This is a genomic window from Ensifer meliloti (genome assembly GCF_030064585.1).
Lineage (GTDB): Bacteria > Pseudomonadota > Alphaproteobacteria > Rhizobiales > Rhizobiaceae > Sinorhizobium > Sinorhizobium meliloti.
The window spans coordinates 2079794-2099363 of record NZ_CP120365.1; the positions used below are offsets into that span (position 1 = coordinate 2079794).

Consider the following 19570-nt stretch of genomic DNA (forward strand, 5'->3'; position numbering starts at 1 on the left):
GCGAGACGCCCGGACCGATGACGGCGTCTTGCGGCACTCCTCAACTCCAGACGAAGCCGACCTTCTTCAGGTGCTTCTCGCCGAAATCCTCCATGCCTTCGGCAATGTCGCGACCGCCCGCCGAATGGAAGAAATTATAGGCATTCGCACTGTCTTCCAAGCACCAGACGACGAGCCCCTCGCAGCCGAGCGATTTCAGAAGGCTCTTTGCTTCGCCGAAGAGGACACGCCCGAGGCCGATGCCCTGATATTCGGGCCTCAGATATATCTCGTAGATTTCGCCTTCCTGCGGCAGCGCCCGCGCCCGGCTCAGGCCCAGGGTCGCATAGCCGGCTATCGTGCCGGCGACGTCGACGACGAGAAGGGTCGCCGGTCCGCGCGTGGCCTTGCGCCACCAGGTCTCGTCGCGGCGATTGACCATTCGGACAAGGGGGCGGTGCGGAATGATGCCGCCATAGGCCTGCAACCAGGAAACGCGATGCACGTCGGCGATTGCCGCCGCCTCATGCGGCTCCCCAGGCCGAACCTCGATCGAAACAGTCTTCATGACTTGCGACTCTAATCACACGACGCGGCGGACAGGAATCCCGCCGGGCTGTCGCGCGGCGTTAACCCACAGGCAACTTTAACGGCACCTGCCCCAAGGTTAACGCCTTTTTAACTTTATCCGCAAGCCGCCCGCGAAAGGCACACACAGCAAAAACCCCGGATCGCTCCGGGGGTTTGTAGATCGACGAAATCAGAAGGTTGGACTTGCCCCTCTCCTCGGCTTTAACCCGAGGACTGGCCCGCTCGCGGGGAGAGCGGACGGAGGCGGCGCGGTATACCCCTTCTCCCCGCATGCGGGGAGAAGGTCGCGGCAGCGGGATGAGGGGCTCGCTTTTAGCCCCTTAAGCAGCGCCGGCCGTCCGCGACTTCTCGAAGCGCTTGCGCTCGTTCGGATCGAGATACATCTTGCGAAGCCGGATCGACTTCGGCGTGACCTCGACCAGTTCGTCGTCCTGGATCCATGACAGCGCCCGGTCGAGCGTCATGCGGATCGGCGGCGTCAGCTTTACCGCCTCGTCCTTGCCGGACGCGCGCATGTTGGTGAGCTTCTTGCCCTTGAGGACGTTGACTTCCAGATCGTTGTCGCGCGTGTGGATGCCGATGATCATGCCCGCATAGACCTTTTCGCCGGCGTCGATGATCATCGGGCCGCGATCTTCGAGGTTGAACATCGCATAGGCCACGGATTCGCCGGCGTCGTTCGAGAGCAGAACACCGTTCACGCGGCCGCCGATCTCACCCTTATAGGGCTGGTAGTCGTGGAACAGGCGGTTCATGATCGCCGTGCCGCGCGTATCGGTCAGAAGCTCCGACTGATAGCCGATGAGACCGCGGGTCGGCGCGAAGAACACCAGCCGGACGCGGTTGCCGCCGGAGGGACGAAGCTCGGCCATTTCGGCCTTGCGTTCGGACATTTTCTGGACGACGACGCCCGAATGCTCCTCGTCGACGTCGATGACGACCTCTTCGATCGGCTCCAGGAGCTGTCCGTTCTCATCCTTGTGCATGACCACGCGCGGACGCGAGACGGCGAGCTCGAAGCCTTCGCGGCGCATCGTTTCGATCAGAACCGCAAGCTGCAGTTCGCCGCGGCCGGACACGTAGAACGAATCCTTCTCGGAGGATTCCTCGATCTTCAATGCGACGTTGCCCTCGGCTTCCTTGAACAGACGGTCGCGGATAACGCGCGAAGTGACCTTGTCGCCTTCGGTGCCGGCGAGCGGAGAATCGTTGACGAGGAAGGACATGGTGACGGTCGGCGGATCGATCGGCTGCGCCTTCAGCGGCTCGTTGATGGCCGGATCACAGAACGTGTCGGCGACCGTGCCCTTGGAGAGGCCGGCGATCGCCAAGATGTCGCCCGCATGGGCTTCCTCGATCGGCTGACGCTCGATGCCGCGGAATGCAAGAATCTTGGAGATGCGCCCGGACTCGAGCACCTTGCCGTCCTGCCCGAGGACCTTGACCGCCTGGTTCGGCTTGATCGAACCGGAATGAATGCGCCCGGTGATGATGCGGCCGAGGAAGGGATTGGCTTCGAGAATGGTGCCGATCATCCGGAACGGGCCTTCGCCGACGCTCGGCTCCGGAACGTGATCGAGAACGAGATCGAGGAGCGGTGCCAGGCCCTGATCCTGCGGACCTTCCGGCGCGACGTTCATCCAGCCGTTACGGCCGGAACCGTAGAGAATCGGGAAGTCGAGCTGCTCATCGGTCGCATCCAGCGCCGCGAAGAGATCGAATACCTCGTTGATGACTTCCTCGTGACGGGCATCGGGACGGTCGATCTTGTTGATCGCCACGATCGGCCGAAGACCGACCTTGAGCGCCTTGCCGACGACGAATTTTGTCTGCGGCATCGGGCCTTCGGCGGCGTCGACCAGCACGATGGCGCCGTCCACCATCGACAGAATGCGCTCGACTTCACCGCCGAAATCGGCGTGGCCGGGGGTGTCGACGATATTGATGCGGGTACCCTTCCACTCGACCGAAGTCGCCTTGGCGAGGATGGTGATGCCGCGTTCCTTTTCCAGTTCGTTGGAATCCATCATGCGCTCGGCGACGCGCTGGTTTTCGCGGAAGGAGCCCGACTGCTTCAGAAGTTCGTCGACGAGCGTGGTTTTCCCATGGTCGACGTGCGCGATGATCGCGATGTTACGAATGCTCATTTTTTGTCTCGGAAAGTTCGTGGGCACGCGCGACGAGGCAGGTACCGCTTTTCAGTTGCCGCGCTCATACAGGTTTTTTCCCGGAAGCGAAAGGGGGCCGGCGCGCAGGGCTGACCTGCGTGAGGCGCCGCCGGCTCAAGCGGAAACCGCCGGATCGAGGGTTACCCGCCAGAGTTCCTGATCCTGCCGGTCCATCAGCCGCACCGTCATCTGCCGCGTCTGGCCGCTGATATCGACGATGCCGAAGAATTGCAGGCCCGCCGACGGTGGCAGGTTGCTGTCGATTCCTCCGCCCGACGCCTTGATGAAGCGAACCTCGGGGCCGAAGGTCATGTCGAGCTCCTTCGGCCCGTAGGTGCCGGAATGAAGCGGCCCGGAGACGAACTCCCAGAACGGCGAGAAGTCCTTGAAGGCGGCCCGCGAGGGATCGTAGTGATGCGCCGCCGTGTAATGCACGTCCGCCGTCAGCCAGACGAGGTTCTCGATCGCATTGTCGCGGACGAAGCGCAGGAGATCCGCAAATTCGCTCTCGCGCCCCTTCGGCGCGCCATGGTCGCCGTCGGCGATGGCATCCGATCCGCGCCTTGCCGAATAGTCGTCCCAAACGATGAGGCCGACCGGCATGTCGCAGGCGATCACCTTCCAGGTGGCTCTGGACGCCGCAAGCTCGCGCTTCAGCCAGTCCGCCTGCCGCCAGCCGAAGAGGCCGCCACCCCCCTCTTCCTGGTTGGGGCCGCGATAGGAGCGCAGATCCACGAAGAAGACGTCGAGCAGCGGACCATAGGCGATCTTGCGGAAGATGCGGCCGGGCTCCGTCGGCAGCGTGCGGATCGCCGTCATCTCGTGAAACGCGCGGGCCGCGCGGGCGGCATAGACGGCGACATCCTTCTCCGGATAGCGCGGGTCGTCGCTGAGATCGGTGGAGGCCGACCAGTTGTTCAGGACCTCGTGGTCGTCCCACTGATAGAAGGTGGGACATTCGGCATGGAGCCTCCGCACATGCTCGTCGAGCAGGTTGTATTTCCACTGGCCGCGATATTCCTCGAGCGTCCGCGCGACGTCTCGCTTCTCGGGCGTGACGATCCGGTTCTTCCACATGCCGCCGTCGCGCAGCTTGATCTCGTCGGGGATAGGATTGTCGGCATAGATCGTGTCGCCGGAATGGATGAAGAAATCCGGCTCGTGCAGCCGCATGGTCGAATAGGTCTTCATGCCGACCTCGTCGATGCCCCAGCCCTGCCCCGCCGTGTCGCCGGACCAGACGAAGCGCACGGAGCGGCGGCGCAAGGGAGCCGTCCGGAAGCGCCCGACGACCGGTTCGGAGACGCGATTGGCGTCGTAGAGATCGGTCGCGATGAAGCGATAGAAGATGTCCTGGTCCGGCAGCAGACTGTCGAGCCGGCACTTGACGGCGCAGTCGGTCAGCGGCGTCGCATCGATATCGGCAAGCCTGACGGCATTCGAAAAGCTTTCCGTGGTCGAATACTCGACGGAAACGCGCGCCGGCCGATCGACCCGCGTCCAGATCATCCCCGAGCCCGTATCGACGTCGCCGGACTGTACCCCATGGGCAAATTCCGGCCGTCCGTAGCCGCGCGCGTAGAACGGCGTGGCGAGACCGGAAGAAGCGACAAGACCGGCGGCGCCGGCGGAGAAGAGGAAAGAACGCCTGGTGAGGGTGTTTCGAAGAGCGGCCAATCCCTGCCTCCGGTTCCGTTTCGCGAATCGTCGGTTCTCGCGAGCGGACCATTGGGGAGCCAGATGTCAGCGGCTTTACAGGCGGATGAAACTATTCGGACGGTTTGGCGACAGTTCTGTGAAGGGGCTGCCTGCAGGCGGATAAGGGGCAATCCCTAATGCAGGAAACCGTAGTGATGGCGTATGTGCCGATTGAAATAGTTGCCGGCGGAATCCGCATGCAGCAGTTCCTCGTAAACCTCTTCCGGAACGTCGAGGTAATGATAGGGCCTGCGGTTGCCGAGGAACCAGACGCTCAACGTCCGGCGCGGCACATCGTATCTGACCTCATGGATCGCGGAGGAGTCGAGGATTGCGGAGGATCGTAGAATTCGCATCGGCGTCTTCCCGATTGCTTGTCCCTATCGCCCCCTATTGTACATCAATCGTGCGATCCTTTAAATATTGGAGCGCTTCCAGGGACTTCCTTCGGACTTGGACCGCAATTCACGAGGTCCTTCCTTGCCCCCGTCAGATACGCCCTCCCGCGACCGCCTCGAAACCGTTCTCGCCCGCCTCGACGGGCGGCGGAACGATGAACGCGCTTTTGTAAAGCTCTATCCGGATGGAGCCCGCGCGGAAGCGGACGCTGCCGACGGGAGGCGGCGCGAGGGCAAGAGCCTCGGGCCCCTGGACGGGCGGATCGTCTCCATCAAGGACCTCTTCGACATCGCGGGCGAGCCGACGCTTGCGGGCTCCATCATCCGCCGCGCGGCGCCTCCGGCAACAGCGGACGCGGCGATCGTCCGGCGCCTTCGCGCGGCCGGCGCCGTCATCATCGGCAAGTCTCACATGACGGAATTCGCCTTCACCGCCGTCGGCCTCAATCCGCATTACCCGGTGCCCGGCAACGCTATCGACCCGAGCCTCATTCCCGGCGGTTCCTCCTCGGGCGCCGCCGTCTCGGCGGCGGAGGGCACGAGCGAGATCGCCATCGGCTCCGACAGCGGCGGCTCGGTGCGCATTCCGGCCGCCCTGCAGGGCCTCGTCGGCTTCAAGCCCACCGCCCGCCGCATATCTCTGGAAGGCGCCTTTCCCCTGTCCCCCAGCCTCGATTCGATCGGCCCGCTTGCGCGCACGGTCGCCGATTGCGCGGCCGCCGACGCGGTCATGGCCGGCGAGACGCCGAGACCGCTCGAGCCCATGCCGCTCGCCGGCCTGAAGCTCGGCATCCCCGAAGGCGTACTGCTCGAAGGTCTTGCGCCGGAAATTGCGGCGGCTTTCGAAAGAAGCCTGCAAGCGTTCTCCCGCGCGGGTGCGAAACTCGCCGCACGCGGGATCGACGATCTCCTCGCCCGCTTCGCCGAGGCAACCGCGATCGGTTCGCTTGCTGGCCTCGAGGCAAGCCGTGTGCACGCGGACTGGCTCCTGGACGACAATGCGCCGGTCGACATCCGCGTAAGATCCACATTGCGCCGCCGGCTCACGGTCCCCGACGCCGCGATCGAGGACCTGCTGCGGACGCGGCAAGAGCTCATGCGCGCCATGGACGAGCGGCTGGCACCCTTCGATCTCACGCTGCTGCCGACCACACCCATCCCCGCCGTCAGCATCGCCTCGGTCGAGGAGGACAGGGCCGAATACCGCCGCGTGGAGGACCTGCTGCTGCGCAACACCCAGGTCGCCAACCAGTTCGACCTGACCGCGATAAGCCTGCCGATGGCAGGCACGAGCCGGCCGGCGGGGCTGATGCTGATGGGCCGGCACGGCGCGGACGCGATGCTGCTTGGCGCTGCGGCCGCAATGGAGGATCTGCTGAAGAACGGGTGAACGGCTTCGCGTTCCCTCGCGCGGGATGGCCGTTCGAGGGACAGGCTTTACCGGCAATACCTCAATGCATCGACCGGCTCGACCATTCCTCTTTGAGAATCCGGAACGCGTCTTCGAGCGCAGCGACCAGCACGTCGGTAAGCTCGCCGCCGTCATTGTTCATGAGGTACAGGGCCACGGTCGCATCCTGCGGGTCGCTGTAGCGCTCAAAATCGTCAGACATCGAATCGTCCTTCCTTCGCCGCATTCATTACGGCTGTCGGGCGACGTTAGAAAGGCTGACTTGTGCAGAACTGGAGCGAGACCGGCTTTCAAACGAAGGGCAGCGGACACCGGATATTTCGCTCGCCCCCGGCGCGCTGGAGCGCTTCCAGGAAAGTGTGTAACGGTTTTCCGTCCGAAACTGCGTTGGATCCGTTTGAGCATTTCAGTGTTTCTATGAAACGTTGAAATGCTCTAGACCGCCCGGGAGAGTCACAAGCGGAGCCAAGATGGCGAAGAAAACCAAAGGCGACGACGCCCCCGACCTGCACCGCCTCAAGGCCGAATTTCCGGAAATCCACGCCGCGCTTGCCACCGGCAAGATCCCGTCGCTGCGCCAGGCGCTGGTCCTCGCCGGTCTGAAGCCGGAGCGCAGCCGGCTGGAGAAGCTCAAGAACTCCTGGGCGAAGGCAAGCGATGCCGAACGCGAAAGCTTCCTCGCCTGGCTCAAATCCAAAGGCACGCTGCCCGCCACTGCCCCGCCCGGTGCCGGCCCGCAGCCCGCCGAAACCCCGATCGCCAGCGGCCGCTACCTGCTTCCCTCAACAATTGCGGGGATCAGAACGATAATGACCCGGCGCGGGCTGAAACCTGCCGACGTCATGGCCGAAATGGGCTTCCCGCCCGACGGCCGCCCGCTTGCCCGGGCGCTGACGCGCAACGTCAGTTTGAGGCTGTCGGTGATCGCGGGGTTGGAGGCGTGGCTCAGGAGGAATGCGGGGGAGTGATGCGGGAGGGGATGCATAAGGATGCTTCGACCTGTGTCCTCATAGGCTAAACCTTATAGGACCGAGTTGAGATCCGCCTCCCTGCCTTGAGGATCGATTTTCCGGCAATGGAAGTGGCGGGCCTGTGTCTATGGCCGCTTCTCACGCAATCGCCACATCCCGCTGTCGCGCCGCTGCGCGCAACCTCTCATGCACGCCGCGCGTCGCCGGCGCTATCATATAGCCACTCTCCAGGTCACCGATCATCACCGATTGGTCACGCGGAGCGGCAAGCCAATGCAGCCCGATCAGGCTGCAGATCAATGCGTCGACCTTGTCCTGGTCAGCCTTCCTCGGCGCCTCGGAGCTTGCCGCTATCAAGCACCATTCGTCGAGGTGCCGCAGCGAGTTCAGCATGCCGAACCGCCTGACCGCTTCTGCGACTGCCTGCCAGTCGCTGATCTTGAAGCGCTTCCGGTTGGCAGGATTGTACTTCGGGGCTGCAAGCCTCGAACAGAAGGTTCCCTCGATAGCAACCAGTGCCAGAGCCGGAAAAACCTCGATCAGGAAGAGGCCGCTGGATGCTGCTCGTGCGAGTTCCGGCTCTTCCGTCGCTCCCAGGGCCTGCTTGAACCGCCAGATCGGTGCGCCGTCATCGAACATACCCTTCTTCGACCGGCTTGCAGGCTGAACGCCGCCGCCAATCCAGGAGATCAGCGATCCGGCTACCCTGTCGACTGGACGCGAGCCGGTGAGGTTCGGGACGATCGTTGGCTGATCCAGTGCCACAAGGCACTTCTGGGCGTCCTTGCGCTCGCTCTGGATGACATCCAGAGCCTCCGCAAACGAGGCGAGCCGGGGCGCGAGATACAAATGCGCGCCGTCGCCATCCAGACGAATGACGCAGATCGCTCCGGGAGCTTTCGGGTTGTCAGTCCAGGCCGAGTCGAAGCCGACGATGGAAGTAAAACCGGTGTGCAAGCTCATCCCGCCTCGTAAGCTCGGGCGTGCCGGAGTGTAACTAAGTGAGTGAAAGACAATCGGACGTCCAGGCCGCTCTCTTGGGAACGCAAAGCACTTGTAACCAGAGAATTTATGGCGGAGAGGTGTCCGATTCAGATTCCTCTCATAGTTTTCCAAAGTTCTGCATGTCAACTACTTAGCTCACTTTCCCGTTTCAAGGACACTCACCGAATAACCTGTTGTTCCAACACGAAGTAGGCCTGAAGTGCGCCACGGGAGAACAGGATGCCGATCAATCAACTTACCGATAAGCGGTCCAGGCACTGAAGACGCCCGGTATTCCTGACGGATATTCAGTCCATAGCGTAAACGCAGAGCCGGCTGCAGATCCTGTACCCCTCTTCGGCCCGTTCGCCACGGATCTCCCTCAACAGATCGAAGGAGGCTTTCGGAACACCAAACATCGAGCACAATGGCGCTCGACCTCGAGACTTACTGTAAGTCCATCTGGAACAAGCGCGTGGATCAGATCTCGACCGACGGCGTACTCTCCATTCCGGGTCCATATGATCCAAAAAGGCCGAGACGGCATCTCGCGTCCGGGGGCGCATCGAGCGCGTCCTCAATGCGGCGGAGGTGCATGGATACCGGTTAACGAAAACCCCGCTGCCTGGCAGGGCAGGCACCTCCCGCTTCTCTTGCCGAAACATCAAAACCGGGAGAAGCTGAGCAGCGGGATGATCGTCAGGCGGCAATCACGCCTTTGGCGGCGGTGACGGTTACGAACAAATGGATTCGCGGATATCCAGGTTCACCGTTCATGCGCTCGATTACAGCGTTCAGACGGTGCTCCCGCATCCAAACATGAAACGCCTTGCACTGAAAGCGATTGATATAGCCGGCCTTTTGGCCGCGTGCGGTCACGACAACCGCGTTCGGATCATGAGGATTCGCCGGCTCCGGAGAGAATTGCACCGATTCACCCAAGGCACCGTCAAGGTCGCAAGTTGCAGCGTAGTGCCTATGCCCCACTACCTCCACCAGAAGCTCTCGACGCTGCCAGGTGTCATCCAGGGGATCAACGAGGGCAAATCCATCGCTGGGAAGCTTGGCTTCCGTTACAGCCAGAAGCGCAAAGTCAGAAATAGGAACTCCCCGCCCAAGCCTAAAGTGCTGCCGATAGTTCTCAAAGTCGTCACGGCTTCGCGGGGGAAGGCGGCGCATGAACGCGTCCAATACGCCGTCGGTGTGAAGCTCCCGCTCGGGCTTGAACGCTGGATAGCGTGTGTAACCTAGAGAGCGAATCGCCTCCAAAGACTTGCCGTTGAGGGAGAAGAACTCTCGCTCCGTGTAATAGCGAAATGCTGGACTTGGCTGTGCTGTCAATTCGCCGACAGCAAATCGCGTTCGCGTTGTTCCCTCGTCCAGCGACTGCCACGTTAGCAATAGCCGCTTCGGTTCGACAATGTGTTCTATCGAATTAGGCATCATCCTCACACAGAGACGTCAGCAGTTGGCTGCGGCGGATCAAGAGGGAACGTAGGAAATTCGCCCGCAGTTCCGTAAATTCAATCGAGCATTCGAAGCCCCTGCACCAGTCGAGAACCTCGGTGATTGCATCGTCTGTGAATCGAATCACAAATTCGTCGAGAAGACCAGCGGGATGATAAGCTTGGACGTACATTTGGCAGAGATCCAGATGCCGATCGCCCTTTGGGTCAGCACCCTCCCAGCCGCAGTGGTGCCGCCCTCGCCGAATATAAGCGTTCAGATCAGTCAGCCGGGAAAGATGGTCATCGGTTTCCCCGTAACTCAGACTTGACCCGTTATCGAACAGCGGCGCCATGCGATATTCAAACTCATTACCGACGGTCGGCCGTCCTAATACACCCCAATTATCCGGGTGTCGGTCGACATTTCCGATCAAGGCATCAAAGAAATAGGCGCGTGCCCACCAGTCCTTTGGAGCATCAATACCTAAACTTCGGGCTATGGTCAGGTTTGATCGAACAGCGTGAGGTCGCCCCCGCTTTCGATCATAACCAGAGGCGATCCAAGCATGAATGAAGTCGCTTCCAGGCACAAAGCGCAGCGAGGCCTCACCCCGATAGCCATAGAAGAATTCGACAAGCACGCCGGTCTCTCCTTCGAGACTGTCAACGGCCAGAAAACAGGGCGGCACATCCAGACCCGCCGGACGCGACAATTCATATGCGATTAGTTCCGACCAGACCTGCCGCTCTTGCCAGCCGGAAGGTGTCTTGAAAAGATACTTGTGTCCCGGCAGCAGAAAGGGCGGAAGATTGGCCTCAGGGGAGATCAGCAGTCTCTTGGGCTGCTTGCCTTCTGGGTAATAGGGGTTGTCCGGGTCGACCCTCCATTGTGCAACATCAACGATCTGCGACGGAAGCTGACGCACACGATGCCTAGCGACCACTTACATACCCTCATCTTTTCTCGAATCGAACTGTAAAGCAGGAGGAGTTGTCGTCAAATCTACAGGTCTTCAGATCGCCGATCTGATCGCCCGTCCGAGCGGCCTGCGCACTCTGAAAGGGGCCAGCCAAACCGGGCCTTCCACGTGATAAGCCAAAAGTTTTGGAAAGGACCAATGGGGCGGAGCCAGTCATTGGCGTCAAAGTCTTCCCATGAAAAGCGAAAGGCCCCGGTAAACCGAGGCCAAAACGCCGACCAGGAACGAACCCCAATCCATTTGATGACAATGTAACGTCTTTTCCATAAAATCAAGCAGAGGCAAACCTTTGCGCAAAATGCAACTAAGTGCAAAGACTACAATTCTCCGATAGGCGACGGCCACGCGTAGCGTAGGACAACCTTCGACGAGCCCTGGTGAGTCGGCCAGCTTCCGGATAGGTCTTCATCACGATAGCGAGGGAATTCTATGCGCTTCTCAGAGTTGCAAAATCTCATACTGGTCATGGAGCCGCCGGAGAAACGGCTGGCCAAAGCCGAGGGTGGCGTCGAGCATCATATGAGCGAAGCTGCCGTGATGCTCGCATTTGCGATGCACTTATTCAAACACGGCGCTCAAAAGGTATCCATCCAACCAGATGGCGAACACGGTAAACGGTTCGAGATCCAAGCTTGGCTGGCGACACGCGGCTTCACGTGGCGGGAAGGCTGGGGAACGACAAGCTACGCTGGTCGGTATCTGAACGGCAACTTGGTGGTTGAGGTCCATGTGAAGCCAGGCCAGGGCGATGTCGTTGCCACAATCGGAGGTCACCCGATTGTTGCCGAATGCAAGGGCGGCATCGTCAATACACTTCTCACTAGATCAGGGGTAGGTGAGGTCAACATTGCAGTGGCGCCATTGACAAACACAACGCGCGATCTCGCGATCAAGATGGCACCCCGAGCGAATCGGGCCGGCATTAACATCGCGCTCGTATCAGCGACCGGAGCCGTGGAATACTGCGGCGCAGACCCGTTTAGTGCCGAGGTCGTGGCCCTGCGATGAAAGATGCCGACAAGTTGCCGCGATTCAGGTCGACTTGAGCCGCCTTCCGCATCCGAAGATGTTGAGGTTTATGGCGGAGAGGGGGGGATTCGAACCCCCGATGGGCTTGCACCCATGCCGCATTTCGAGTGCGGTGCATTCAACCACTCTGCCACCTCTCCGCGGGGCCGGTCGGCGCTGTTCAAGCGCGGCCGGTTCATAGCGGCAGTTTCTGCCGCTGGCAAGGGCTTCCGATAAGAATATCTGCGATATGGTGGCTTTCGCCTTGACAAGCAAGGGCCGTTCCCGTAATCCGCGCCATGAGGTGGTGTGGGCTTAGCCTCCGCCGCGCCGGGTAAGTGTTGTGCCCGTTCACTGGCGAAGGTCGAGGATTTCCGAGGCGCTTCGCTCCACGTTAGCGACTGACAAAAAGACGGCCTTGTCTTCGGGCAAAGAGCCGGACCGAACATGAAAGGACAAAATATGTTCGCAGTCATCAAGACCGGCGGTAAGCAGTACCGCGTGGCGGCCAATGACGTCATTACCATCGAAAAGCTGGAAGGCGTTGCTGGCGACAAGATCGAATTCACCGAGATCCTGATGGTCGGCGTCGGCGCCGATGCCACCATCGGTGCTCCGTTTGTCGAAGGTGCCGTCGTCAGCGCCGAAGTTGTGGACCAGGGCCGCGCCAAGAAGGTCATCGCCTTCAAGAAGCGCCGCCGCCAGAACTCCAAGCGCTCGCGCGGCCATCGCCAGCATCAGACGATCGTCCGTATCCTGGACATCGCTGCCGCCGGCGGCAAGGCGAAGAAGGCTTCGAAGAAGACCGAAGCCGCCGCTGAAGCTGCAAACTGAGTTCCGGGATCGAAGGTTTAAAGGAGAACACCAATGGCACACAAGAAAGCTGGCGGTTCGTCGCGTAACGGTCGCGATTCCGAGTCCAAGCGCCTTGGCGTGAAGAAGTTCGGCGGCGAAGCCGTCATTCCAGGCAACATCATCGTGCGCCAGCGCGGCACGAAGTGGCATGCCGGCGCCAATGTAGGCCTCGGCAAGGACCATACGATTTTTGCGCTTACGACGGGCAACGTGGACTTCCGCAAGAAGGCCAACGGCCGAGTCTACGTGTCTGTAATGCCGAAAGCCGAAGCAGCGGAATAAGCCGGTAGCGCTCTAAAACAGCCGGCGTCTCATCGACCCGGCTGACGCACCGCAAGGTTCAAAAGCCAGACTTCAAAGGGGAGATGGGGCGATACCCAACTCCCCTTTTCGCATGTCTGGAGGAAGAACCATGCAAACCGAGCTCGTCAGGGAAGACCAATCCCGGTCTCCCGAACAAAGGCTGAGGCCTCAGCGGTCAAGGACCGATTGCCCGATATTGTTATCGCCCAGGCTCGTTTTGCGCGCGCCCCATGAAGACGATATCGACGCCCTTGCCCATCTTGCCAACAATGCCAACATCGCCACCATGGTCTCGCGCATGCCGCACCCCTATACGACGGCGGATGCGGCCGATTTCGTGCGACGCGCAAAAGCCGGCACGATTGGCAAGTGCGTCTACGCGATCACGAAAGCGGACAATGGCGCATTCCTCGGCTGCTGCGGTGTCGAGCCGCACGCCGACGAAAGGACCGTCGAGCTCGGCTATTGGCTGGGCGAGCCCTACTGGAACCAGGGCTATGCGACCGAGGCGGCACAGACCCTGACCGACATGGCCTTCCGCACCCGCGACATCGACCAGATCGATGCGCGCTGCCGGGTCATGAACATCGCGTCGCGCCGGGTCATCCAGAAGTGCGGCTTTCAGTTCCAGGGTTCCGGCATGGTCGGCAGCCTGGCGCTCGGCGGCATGGTCCCGGTCGAATGGTACAGGCTCGACCGCAAGACCTGGGTCTCCTTAAGAAGCTGGGGAGGTGTCCGATGAACGCCCTGGTCACGGAGCGCGCCCGGGCGGTCGCCCGCCCCGGCCCCGGCCCGGCGCCGGTCATCGAAACGGAACGGCTGCGGCTGCGGCCGCACCGGCTTTCCGATGCGGCGGCCATCGCCGAGTCGCTCGGCGATTTCCAGGTGGCGCGGATGCTTTCGCGCGTTCCGGCGCCCTACCACCACCAGGATGCGCTCGACTGGCTCAACCGCCAGACGGCCGATATGCTGCCGGACTGGACGCTCGCCATCACCACCCCGGGCGACGACGTCCATATCGGCTGCATCGGCATCGAGCTCCGGCACGGCCAATGGCATGTCGGCTACTGGCTGAACCGGTTCTACTGGGGCAAGGGGCTGGCGAGCGAGGCGGTCCATGCCGCGGTCGAACGATTCTTCCGCCGCATGCCGGAAACGGTGCTGCATTCGGGCGTCTTCGCCGACAATCCGGCCTCGCTCAAGGTGCAGGAGAAGCTCGGCTTCCGGATCACCGGCTGCAGCCAGATCTATGCGCTCGCCCGCAATGCGATGGTCGCGCATATCGAAACCCGGCTTGCGGCCGAGGACCTGCGCCGCCCGGACTGAACGGATACGGAACCCCGCCAGTACCGCTCCTGGCGGGGTTCTTCATGTCGATAATCTTTGACCTCTGCCGGAAGCGCCTATATCGATGGCGCAAAAGCAGAGCGGGATCGGGAACGTGCGCGGGCTGCCCCGCATTCCGTCCTCAACTTGAAGCGATCACGCAGAAATGGCGAACCGATGAAATTCCTCGACGAAACGAAAGTCTATATCCGGTCAGGGGACGGCGGCGCGGGCGCCGTTTCCTTCCGCCGCGAGAAGTTCATCGAGTTCGGCGGCCCCGACGGCGGCGACGGCGGCCGCGGCGGCGATGTCTGGGTGGAAGCCGTCAACGGCCTCAATACGCTCATCGACTTCCGCTATCAGCAGCATTTCAAGGCCAAGACCGGCACGCACGGCATGGGCCGCAACCGCACCGGCGCAAAGGGCGGCGACGTGACGCTGAAGGTGCCGGTCGGCACCCAGATCTTCGAGGAAGACAACGAGACGCTGATCGTCGACATGGTGGCGGAAGGGCAGCGCTACCGGCTCGCCGCCGGCGGCAATGGCGGCTTCGGCAACGCGCATTTCAAGTCCTCCACCAACCAGGCGCCGAGCTGGGCCAATCCGGGCCTCGAGGGCGAGGAGAAGACGATCTGGCTGCGGCTGAAGCTGATTGCCGATGCCGGTCTCGTCGGCCTGCCGAATGCCGGCAAGTCGACCTTTCTCGCCGCCTGCACCCGGGCTCGGCCGAAGATCGCCAATTATCCCTTCACGACGCTGCATCCCAATCTCGGCGTTGCGACCATCGACGAGAAGGAATTCATCATCGCCGACATTCCGGGGCTGATCGAAGGGGCGCATGAGGGCGTGGGCATCGGCGACCGCTTTCTCGGCCATGTCGAGCGCACCCGGGTGCTGCTGCATCTCGTCTCCGCGCAGGAAGAGGATGTCGCCAAGGCCTACAAGACCGTGAAGCACGAGCTCGAGGCCTATGGCGGCGGGCTCGAGGAGAAGCCCCAGATCGTGGCGCTGTCGCAGATCGACGTGCTGGACGAGGAGGAATTGAAGGCGAAGGCCAAGGCGCTCGGAAAAGCCTGCGGCACGCCGCCGCTCCTCATCTCCGCCGTGACCAACAAGGGTATGACGGAGGCGCTGAGAGCATTGCGCAGCGTCATCGCCGCGGCCAAGGCGGGCGAAGAGGAAGCTTAAGCATGACCAAGGCCCGCAAAGCGCTCGAGAAATACCGCCGGGTCGTCATCAAGATCGGCTCGGCACTCCTCGTCGACCGCAAGACGGGGCTGAAGAAGAGCTGGCTCGATGCGCTCTGCGCCGATATTGCGGCCCTCCGGGCCAAGGGCGTGGAAGTGCTCGTCGTCTCCTCGGGAGCGATCGCGCTTGGACGCACGGTGCTCGACCTGCCGGCGGGTGCGCTGAAGCTCGAAGAGAGCCAGGCGGCGGCCGCCGTCGGCCAGATCGTGCTGGCGCGTGCCTGGTCGGAGAGCCTCTCGACCCATGCGATCGTCGCCGGCCAGATCCTCCTGACGCTGGGCGACACCGAGGAGCGCCGGCGCTACCTCAATGCCCGCGCGACGATAGGCCAGCTTCTGAAGCTCGGCTCGGTGCCGATCATCAACGAGAACGACACGGTCGCGACCACAGAAATCCGCTATGGCGACAACGACCGGCTCGCAGCGAGGGTCGCAACCATGGTCGGCGCCGATCTCCTGGTCCTGCTCTCGGATATCGATGGGCTCTATACCGCGCCGCCGCATCTCGATCCGAACGCCCGTTTCCTCGAAACGGTCGCCGAAATCACGCCCGAAATCGAGGCAATGGCGGGCGGCGCTGCCTCCGAGCTTTCGCGCGGCGGCATGCGCACCAAGATCGACGCCGGCAAGATCGCAACCACTGCCGGCTGCGCGATGATCATCGCCTCCGGCAAGCCGGATCATCCGCTGGCCGCGATCGAGGCGGGCGCGCGCTCGTCCTGGTTCGCGCCGTCAGGCTCTCCGGTGACCGCCCGCAAGACCTGGATCGCCGGACAGCTCCTGCCGGCCGGTTCGCTCTCGATCGATGCCGGAGCGGAAACGGCGCTGCGTTCCGGCAAGAGCCTGCTGCCGGCCGGCGTCCGGCAGGTGACGGGAAGCTTCAGCCGCGGCGATACGATTGCGATAATCGGCGCTTCCGGCCGCGAGATCGCCCGCGGTCTTGCCGGCTACGATGCCGACGAGGCTCGCCAGATCGCCGGCAAGAAGTCGGCCGAGATCGCCGCCATCCTCGGCTATGCCGGCCGCACCGCCATGGTGCATCGCGACGATCTGGTCATGACGGCTCCATCGGGCGCGCGCCTTGTAGAGGAAAGCGACGAGGGAAAGGGCAAGCTCCATGCTTGAGACGGTCGAACAGGACAAGGACGTCAACGCGATGATGCTGGAGATCGGACGCCGCGCCAAAGCGGCCGCCCGGCCGCTCGCGACCGCAAGCGCCGAGCGCAAGCATGCGGCACTCGTCGCCATGGCAGGCGTCATCGTCGCACGGACCGCGGAAATCCTTGCCGCCAATGCGCTCGACCTCGAAAACGCGCGCGAAAGCGGCGTCGCCAGCGCCTTCATCGACCGGCTGACGCTGACAGAAAGCCGCATCCGCGACATGGCGGACGGCATCCGCGCGATCGCCGAACTCAGGGACCCCGTCGGCGAGGTGATCTCCGAATGGGACCGCCCGAACGGGCTTCACATCGAACGGGTGCGCACGCCCCTGGGCGTCATCGGCGTCATCTATGAAAGCCGTCCGAACGTCACGGCGGACGCCGGCGCGCTCTGCCTCAAAGCCGGTAATGCGGTGATCCTGCGCGGCGGCTCCGACAGCTTTCACTCGTCGCGGGCGATCCATGCCTGCCTGACCGAGGGATTGAAGGCCGCGGGCCTGCCGGAAGATGCGATCCAGATGGTGCCGGTCGCCGACCGTGCTGCCGTCGGCGCCATGCTCACCGGCTTGAACGGCGCGATCGACGTGATCGTCCCGCGCGGCGGAAAGAGCCTGGTCGCGCGCGTCCAGAACGAGGCGCGGGTGCCGGTCTTCGCCCATCTCGAAGGTCTCTGCCACATCTATGTCGATGCGTCGGCCGATCGCGACATGGCGAAGAAGATCGTCGTCAATGCGAAGATGCGCCGGACCGGCATCTGCGGCGCCGCCGAGACGCTGCTGATAGACCGCAACGCCGCCGAGAAATTCGCAAAGCCCCTCCTCGAGGCGCTCGTCGATGCCGGCTGCGAGGTGCGCGCCTCCGATGACCTCGCAAGTGTAATGCCCGGCCTGAAAGCTGCGACCGACGAGGATTGGGCGACCGAATATCTCGACGCGATCATTTCGGCGAGATTGGTCGACGGCATTTCCGGCGCGATCGAGCACATCAACACCTGGTCGTCCGCCCATACCGAAGCCGTGATCGCCGAGGACCCTGCGGTGGTCGAGCGATTCTTCTCAGAGATCGACTCGGCGATCCTGCTGCACAATGCCTCGACGCAATTCGCCGACGGCGGCGAGTTCGGCATGGGCGGCGAGATCGGCATCGCCACCGGCAAGATGCACGCCCGCGGGCCTGTCGGCGTGGAGCAGCTCACCTCGTTCAAGTATCGTGTGCGCGGCACCGGACAGGTGCGGCCCTGACGACACCGAGCGAAGTGAATGCGCGCTACCTCAGCATGCCGCATGTCGAGTCCGGCATGGCCGTCGGCCTGTTCGGCGGGTCCTTCAATCCGCCGCATGACGGGCATGCGCTCGTCGCCGAGACCGCATTGCGCCGGCTCGGGCTCGACCAGCTCTGGTGGATGGTGACGCCCGGCAATCCGCTCAAGGACCGCAACCATCTCGCGCCGCTTGGCGAACGTATCGCCATGAGCGAGAAGATCGCCCGCAACCCGCGCATCAAGGTGACCGCTTTCGAGCAGGCGCTCGGTCAGAGCTACACGGCCCGCACGCTGGAAGTGATCCGCGCCCGCAACCGCGACGTCCGTTTCGTCTGGGTCATGGGCGCCGACAATCTCAAGAACTTTCACCGCTGGCAGGACTGGCGCAAGATCGTCGCCACTTTCCCGATCGCCGTCGTCGACCGGCCGGGATCGACCCTTGCCTATCTGTCCTCGCCGATGGCGAGGGCTTTCAGCAGCGCCCGCGTCGACGAGGATGATGCGGGAACCCTCGCTTTCCGCCGCGCGCCCGCCTGGACCTTCATTCACGGCCCCCGTTCGGGCTTGAGCTCGACGGCGCTTCGTTCGGCCAAATCCGGGTGAATTCCCGTAATTCGGATCTCGTGTCTTGAAACCGTATAGGTTTGATGCCTACATTTAGATACGGTTCGAAGAAATATTTCGAATCGAACGTGCCTGTTCTGTTCATTTGGAAAGGAAAAACCCTGACAACAGCACACGCCAAGGGATTTGCGGCATCCGCATTCCCGCGCAGCACGGAATCGAGCGACGAAGCCGCTGTCCGTGCGCTTCAACTGGTCCTCGAAAGCCTAGAGGACTCGAAGGCAGAAAATATCGTTACCATCGACATTGCCGGAAAATCGGCGCTGGGAGACTTCATGGTCGTCGTCTCCGGGCGATCGAACAGGCATGTGATGGCCATTGCCGACCACTTGATCACGGACCTGAAGGACGACGGCCTCGGCAGGGCTCGCGTCGAAGGTCTTGAGGGTGGCGACTGGGTACTGATCGACACCGGCGATGTGATCGTTCACATCTTCCGGCCGGAGATCCGGGCGTTCTACAACATCGAAAAGATGTGGGCGGCTCCCGAGATCGAAGACGGTACCCTGCACTGAGACACGTCGCCCGATCCTGACCATCGACTCAGGACGGAGCGGCGGCCGGTGCCGAAGGTGACATGCGGTTGCCATCGCCGATAAGGCGGATGGCGGCAAGAATTTTGCCGGTCGATAATTGCCGATCGGCGCCGGCGGGGACGGATCGGGCCATGCGTATCGGACTTTTCGCAGTCGGCCGCCTCAAGGCGGGGCCGGAAAAGGATCTCGCGGGCCGCTATCTCGACCGGTTCGCCAAGGCCGGCCCGGCCGTCGGCCTCGAATTGGCCCGCGTCGTGGAGACCGCCGAAAGCCGCGCCGTCAACGCGGAGACGCGCAAGCGCGAGGAAGCCGGCCAGCTTGAAAAAGCGCTCGCCGACGGCAGCCTTCTCGTGCTGCTCGATGAGCGCGGCAAAGCGCTCGACTCGGAAGCCTTCGCGCGCTTGCTCGGAACCTTGAGAGACAGCGGCAAGCGCGATCTGATGATAGCGATCGGCGGTGCCGACGGACTCGATCCAGCACTCCACGCCCGCGCCGACGCCGTGCTCAACCTCGGCAAGATGACCTGGCCGCACCAGCTCGTGCGCATCCTCATCGCCGAACAGCTTTATCGCGCCGTGACGATCCTTTCGGGACATCCTTATCATCGGGCGTAGACCACGGG

21 protein-coding genes and 1 tRNA gene are annotated in these 19570 nt (G+C 62.5%); 13 read left to right on the forward strand and 9 right to left on the reverse strand.

Annotated features, from left to right (window positions below):
• Positions 1 to 40: 40 nt before the first annotated feature.
• The 4 genes from PZL22_RS17035 to PZL22_RS17050 form a co-directional block, all read right to left on the reverse strand.
• Positions 41 to 547 (reverse strand): GNAT family N-acetyltransferase, encoded by a 507-nt coding sequence (locus PZL22_RS17035; RefSeq protein ID WP_003531187.1) that lies wholly within the window; start codon positions 545 to 547, stop codon positions 41 to 43.
• A gap of 343 nt (positions 548 to 890) precedes the next feature.
• A complete protein-coding gene (typA, locus tag PZL22_RS17040) occupies positions 891 to 2717 on the reverse strand; it encodes a translational GTPase TypA (RefSeq protein ID WP_003531188.1) in 1827 nt (608 codons plus the stop codon).
• 135 nt (positions 2718 to 2852) lie between these two features.
• Positions 2853 to 4415, reverse strand: a complete 1563-nt coding sequence (locus tag PZL22_RS17045; RefSeq protein ID WP_003531189.1) for an alkaline phosphatase D family protein — start codon at positions 4413 to 4415, stop codon at positions 2853 to 2855.
• Between the two features lie 155 nt (positions 4416 to 4570).
• Complete coding sequence (locus PZL22_RS17050; protein ID WP_003531190.1) at positions 4571 to 4792, reverse strand: KTSC domain-containing protein; 222 nt, start codon at positions 4790 to 4792, stop codon at positions 4571 to 4573.
• Between the two features lie 124 nt (positions 4793 to 4916).
• Here PZL22_RS17050 and PZL22_RS17055 point away from each other — a divergent pair, with 124 nt between their 5' ends.
• Positions 4917 to 6224 carry an amidase gene (locus PZL22_RS17055; RefSeq protein WP_003531191.1) on the forward strand — a complete coding sequence of 436 codons (1308 nt, stop codon included), beginning with the start codon at positions 4917 to 4919 and terminating at the stop codon, positions 6222 to 6224.
• 61 nt (positions 6225 to 6285) lie between these two features.
• Here PZL22_RS17055 and PZL22_RS17060 read toward each other — a convergent pair whose 3' ends face one another.
• A complete protein-coding gene (locus PZL22_RS17060) occupies positions 6286 to 6447 on the reverse strand; it encodes a hypothetical protein (protein WP_003531192.1) in 162 nt (53 codons plus the stop codon).
• Between the two features lie 268 nt (positions 6448 to 6715).
• Between PZL22_RS17060 and PZL22_RS17065 the strand changes: the two genes are divergently transcribed.
• On the forward strand, positions 6716 to 7213 hold the full coding sequence (locus tag PZL22_RS17065; RefSeq protein ID WP_107608519.1) for a hypothetical protein: 498 nt from the start codon (positions 6716 to 6718) through the stop codon (positions 7211 to 7213).
• A gap of 141 nt (positions 7214 to 7354) precedes the next feature.
• Here PZL22_RS17065 and PZL22_RS17070 read toward each other — a convergent pair whose 3' ends face one another.
• The 3 genes from PZL22_RS17070 to PZL22_RS17080 form a co-directional block, all read right to left on the reverse strand.
• A complete protein-coding gene (locus tag PZL22_RS17070) occupies positions 7355 to 8179 on the reverse strand; it encodes a DUF429 domain-containing protein (RefSeq protein ID WP_033048861.1) in 825 nt (274 codons plus the stop codon).
• A gap of 720 nt (positions 8180 to 8899) precedes the next feature.
• Positions 8900 to 9643 (reverse strand): HIRAN domain-containing protein, encoded by a 744-nt coding sequence (locus tag PZL22_RS17075; protein WP_003531197.1) that lies wholly within the window; start codon positions 9641 to 9643, stop codon positions 8900 to 8902.
• Positions 9636 to 10592, reverse strand: a complete 957-nt coding sequence (locus PZL22_RS17080) for a HipA domain-containing protein (RefSeq protein ID WP_003531199.1) — start codon at positions 10590 to 10592, stop codon at positions 9636 to 9638. Before PZL22_RS17080 ends, PZL22_RS17075 begins: the two co-directional genes overlap by 8 nt.
• A gap of 465 nt (positions 10593 to 11057) precedes the next feature.
• On the opposite strand from PZL22_RS17080, the gene PZL22_RS17085 reads away from it, so the two are divergent.
• Positions 11058 to 11636: a hypothetical protein gene (locus PZL22_RS17085; protein ID WP_003531202.1), complete on the forward strand. Its 579-nt coding sequence runs from the start codon at positions 11058 to 11060 to the stop codon at positions 11634 to 11636.
• Between the two features lie 71 nt (positions 11637 to 11707).
• On the opposite strand, the gene PZL22_RS17090 is transcribed toward PZL22_RS17085, so the two are convergent.
• Positions 11708 to 11797 (reverse strand) — tRNA-Ser (locus PZL22_RS17090).
• A gap of 301 nt (positions 11798 to 12098) precedes the next feature.
• On the opposite strand from PZL22_RS17090, the gene rplU reads away from it, so the two are divergent.
• The 10 genes from rplU to rlmH all read left to right on the forward strand — a co-directional run bounded on the left by rplU (position 12099) and on the right by rlmH (position 19562).
• The gene (gene rplU, locus PZL22_RS17095; protein WP_003531204.1) at positions 12099 to 12470 is read left to right on the forward strand and encodes a 50S ribosomal protein L21; all 372 of its coding nucleotides are present in this window, start codon (positions 12099 to 12101) and stop codon (positions 12468 to 12470) included.
• A 33-nt stretch (positions 12471 to 12503) separates the two neighbouring features.
• On the forward strand, positions 12504 to 12773 hold the full coding sequence (gene rpmA, locus PZL22_RS17100; RefSeq protein WP_003531206.1) for a 50S ribosomal protein L27: 270 nt from the start codon (positions 12504 to 12506) through the stop codon (positions 12771 to 12773).
• Positions 12774 to 12903: 130 nt separating this feature from the next.
• The gene (locus PZL22_RS17105) at positions 12904 to 13536 is read left to right on the forward strand and encodes a GNAT family N-acetyltransferase (protein WP_003531222.1); all 633 of its coding nucleotides are present in this window, start codon (positions 12904 to 12906) and stop codon (positions 13534 to 13536) included.
• Positions 13533 to 14120 carry a GNAT family N-acetyltransferase gene (locus PZL22_RS17110; RefSeq protein WP_003531224.1) on the forward strand — a complete coding sequence of 196 codons (588 nt, stop codon included), beginning with the start codon at positions 13533 to 13535 and terminating at the stop codon, positions 14118 to 14120. The genes PZL22_RS17105 and PZL22_RS17110 overlap by 4 nt, the downstream gene beginning before the upstream one ends.
• A 177-nt stretch (positions 14121 to 14297) precedes the next feature.
• A complete protein-coding gene (gene obgE / locus PZL22_RS17115) occupies positions 14298 to 15308 on the forward strand; it encodes a GTPase ObgE (protein WP_003531226.1) in 1011 nt (336 codons plus the stop codon).
• A 2-nt stretch (positions 15309 to 15310) separates the two neighbouring features.
• The gene (gene proB / locus PZL22_RS17120; RefSeq protein WP_003531228.1) at positions 15311 to 16492 is read left to right on the forward strand and encodes a glutamate 5-kinase; all 1182 of its coding nucleotides are present in this window, start codon (positions 15311 to 15313) and stop codon (positions 16490 to 16492) included.
• Positions 16485 to 17768 (forward strand): glutamate-5-semialdehyde dehydrogenase, encoded by a 1284-nt coding sequence (locus PZL22_RS17125; protein WP_003531230.1) that lies wholly within the window; start codon positions 16485 to 16487, stop codon positions 17766 to 17768. The genes proB and PZL22_RS17125 overlap by 8 nt, the downstream gene beginning before the upstream one ends.
• Positions 17769 to 17824: 56 nt before the next feature.
• On the forward strand, positions 17825 to 18391 hold the full coding sequence (locus tag PZL22_RS17130; RefSeq protein WP_013844909.1) for a nicotinate-nucleotide adenylyltransferase: 567 nt from the start codon (positions 17825 to 17827) through the stop codon (positions 18389 to 18391).
• 44 nt (positions 18392 to 18435) lie between these two features.
• Complete coding sequence (gene rsfS / locus PZL22_RS17135) at positions 18436 to 18927, forward strand: ribosome silencing factor (protein ID WP_003531234.1); 492 nt, start codon at positions 18436 to 18438, stop codon at positions 18925 to 18927.
• Between the two features lie 152 nt (positions 18928 to 19079).
• Positions 19080 to 19562, forward strand: a complete 483-nt coding sequence (gene rlmH / locus PZL22_RS17140) for a 23S rRNA (pseudouridine(1915)-N(3))-methyltransferase RlmH (protein WP_284718515.1) — start codon at positions 19080 to 19082, stop codon at positions 19560 to 19562.
• Positions 19563 to 19570 lie beyond the last annotated feature (8 nt).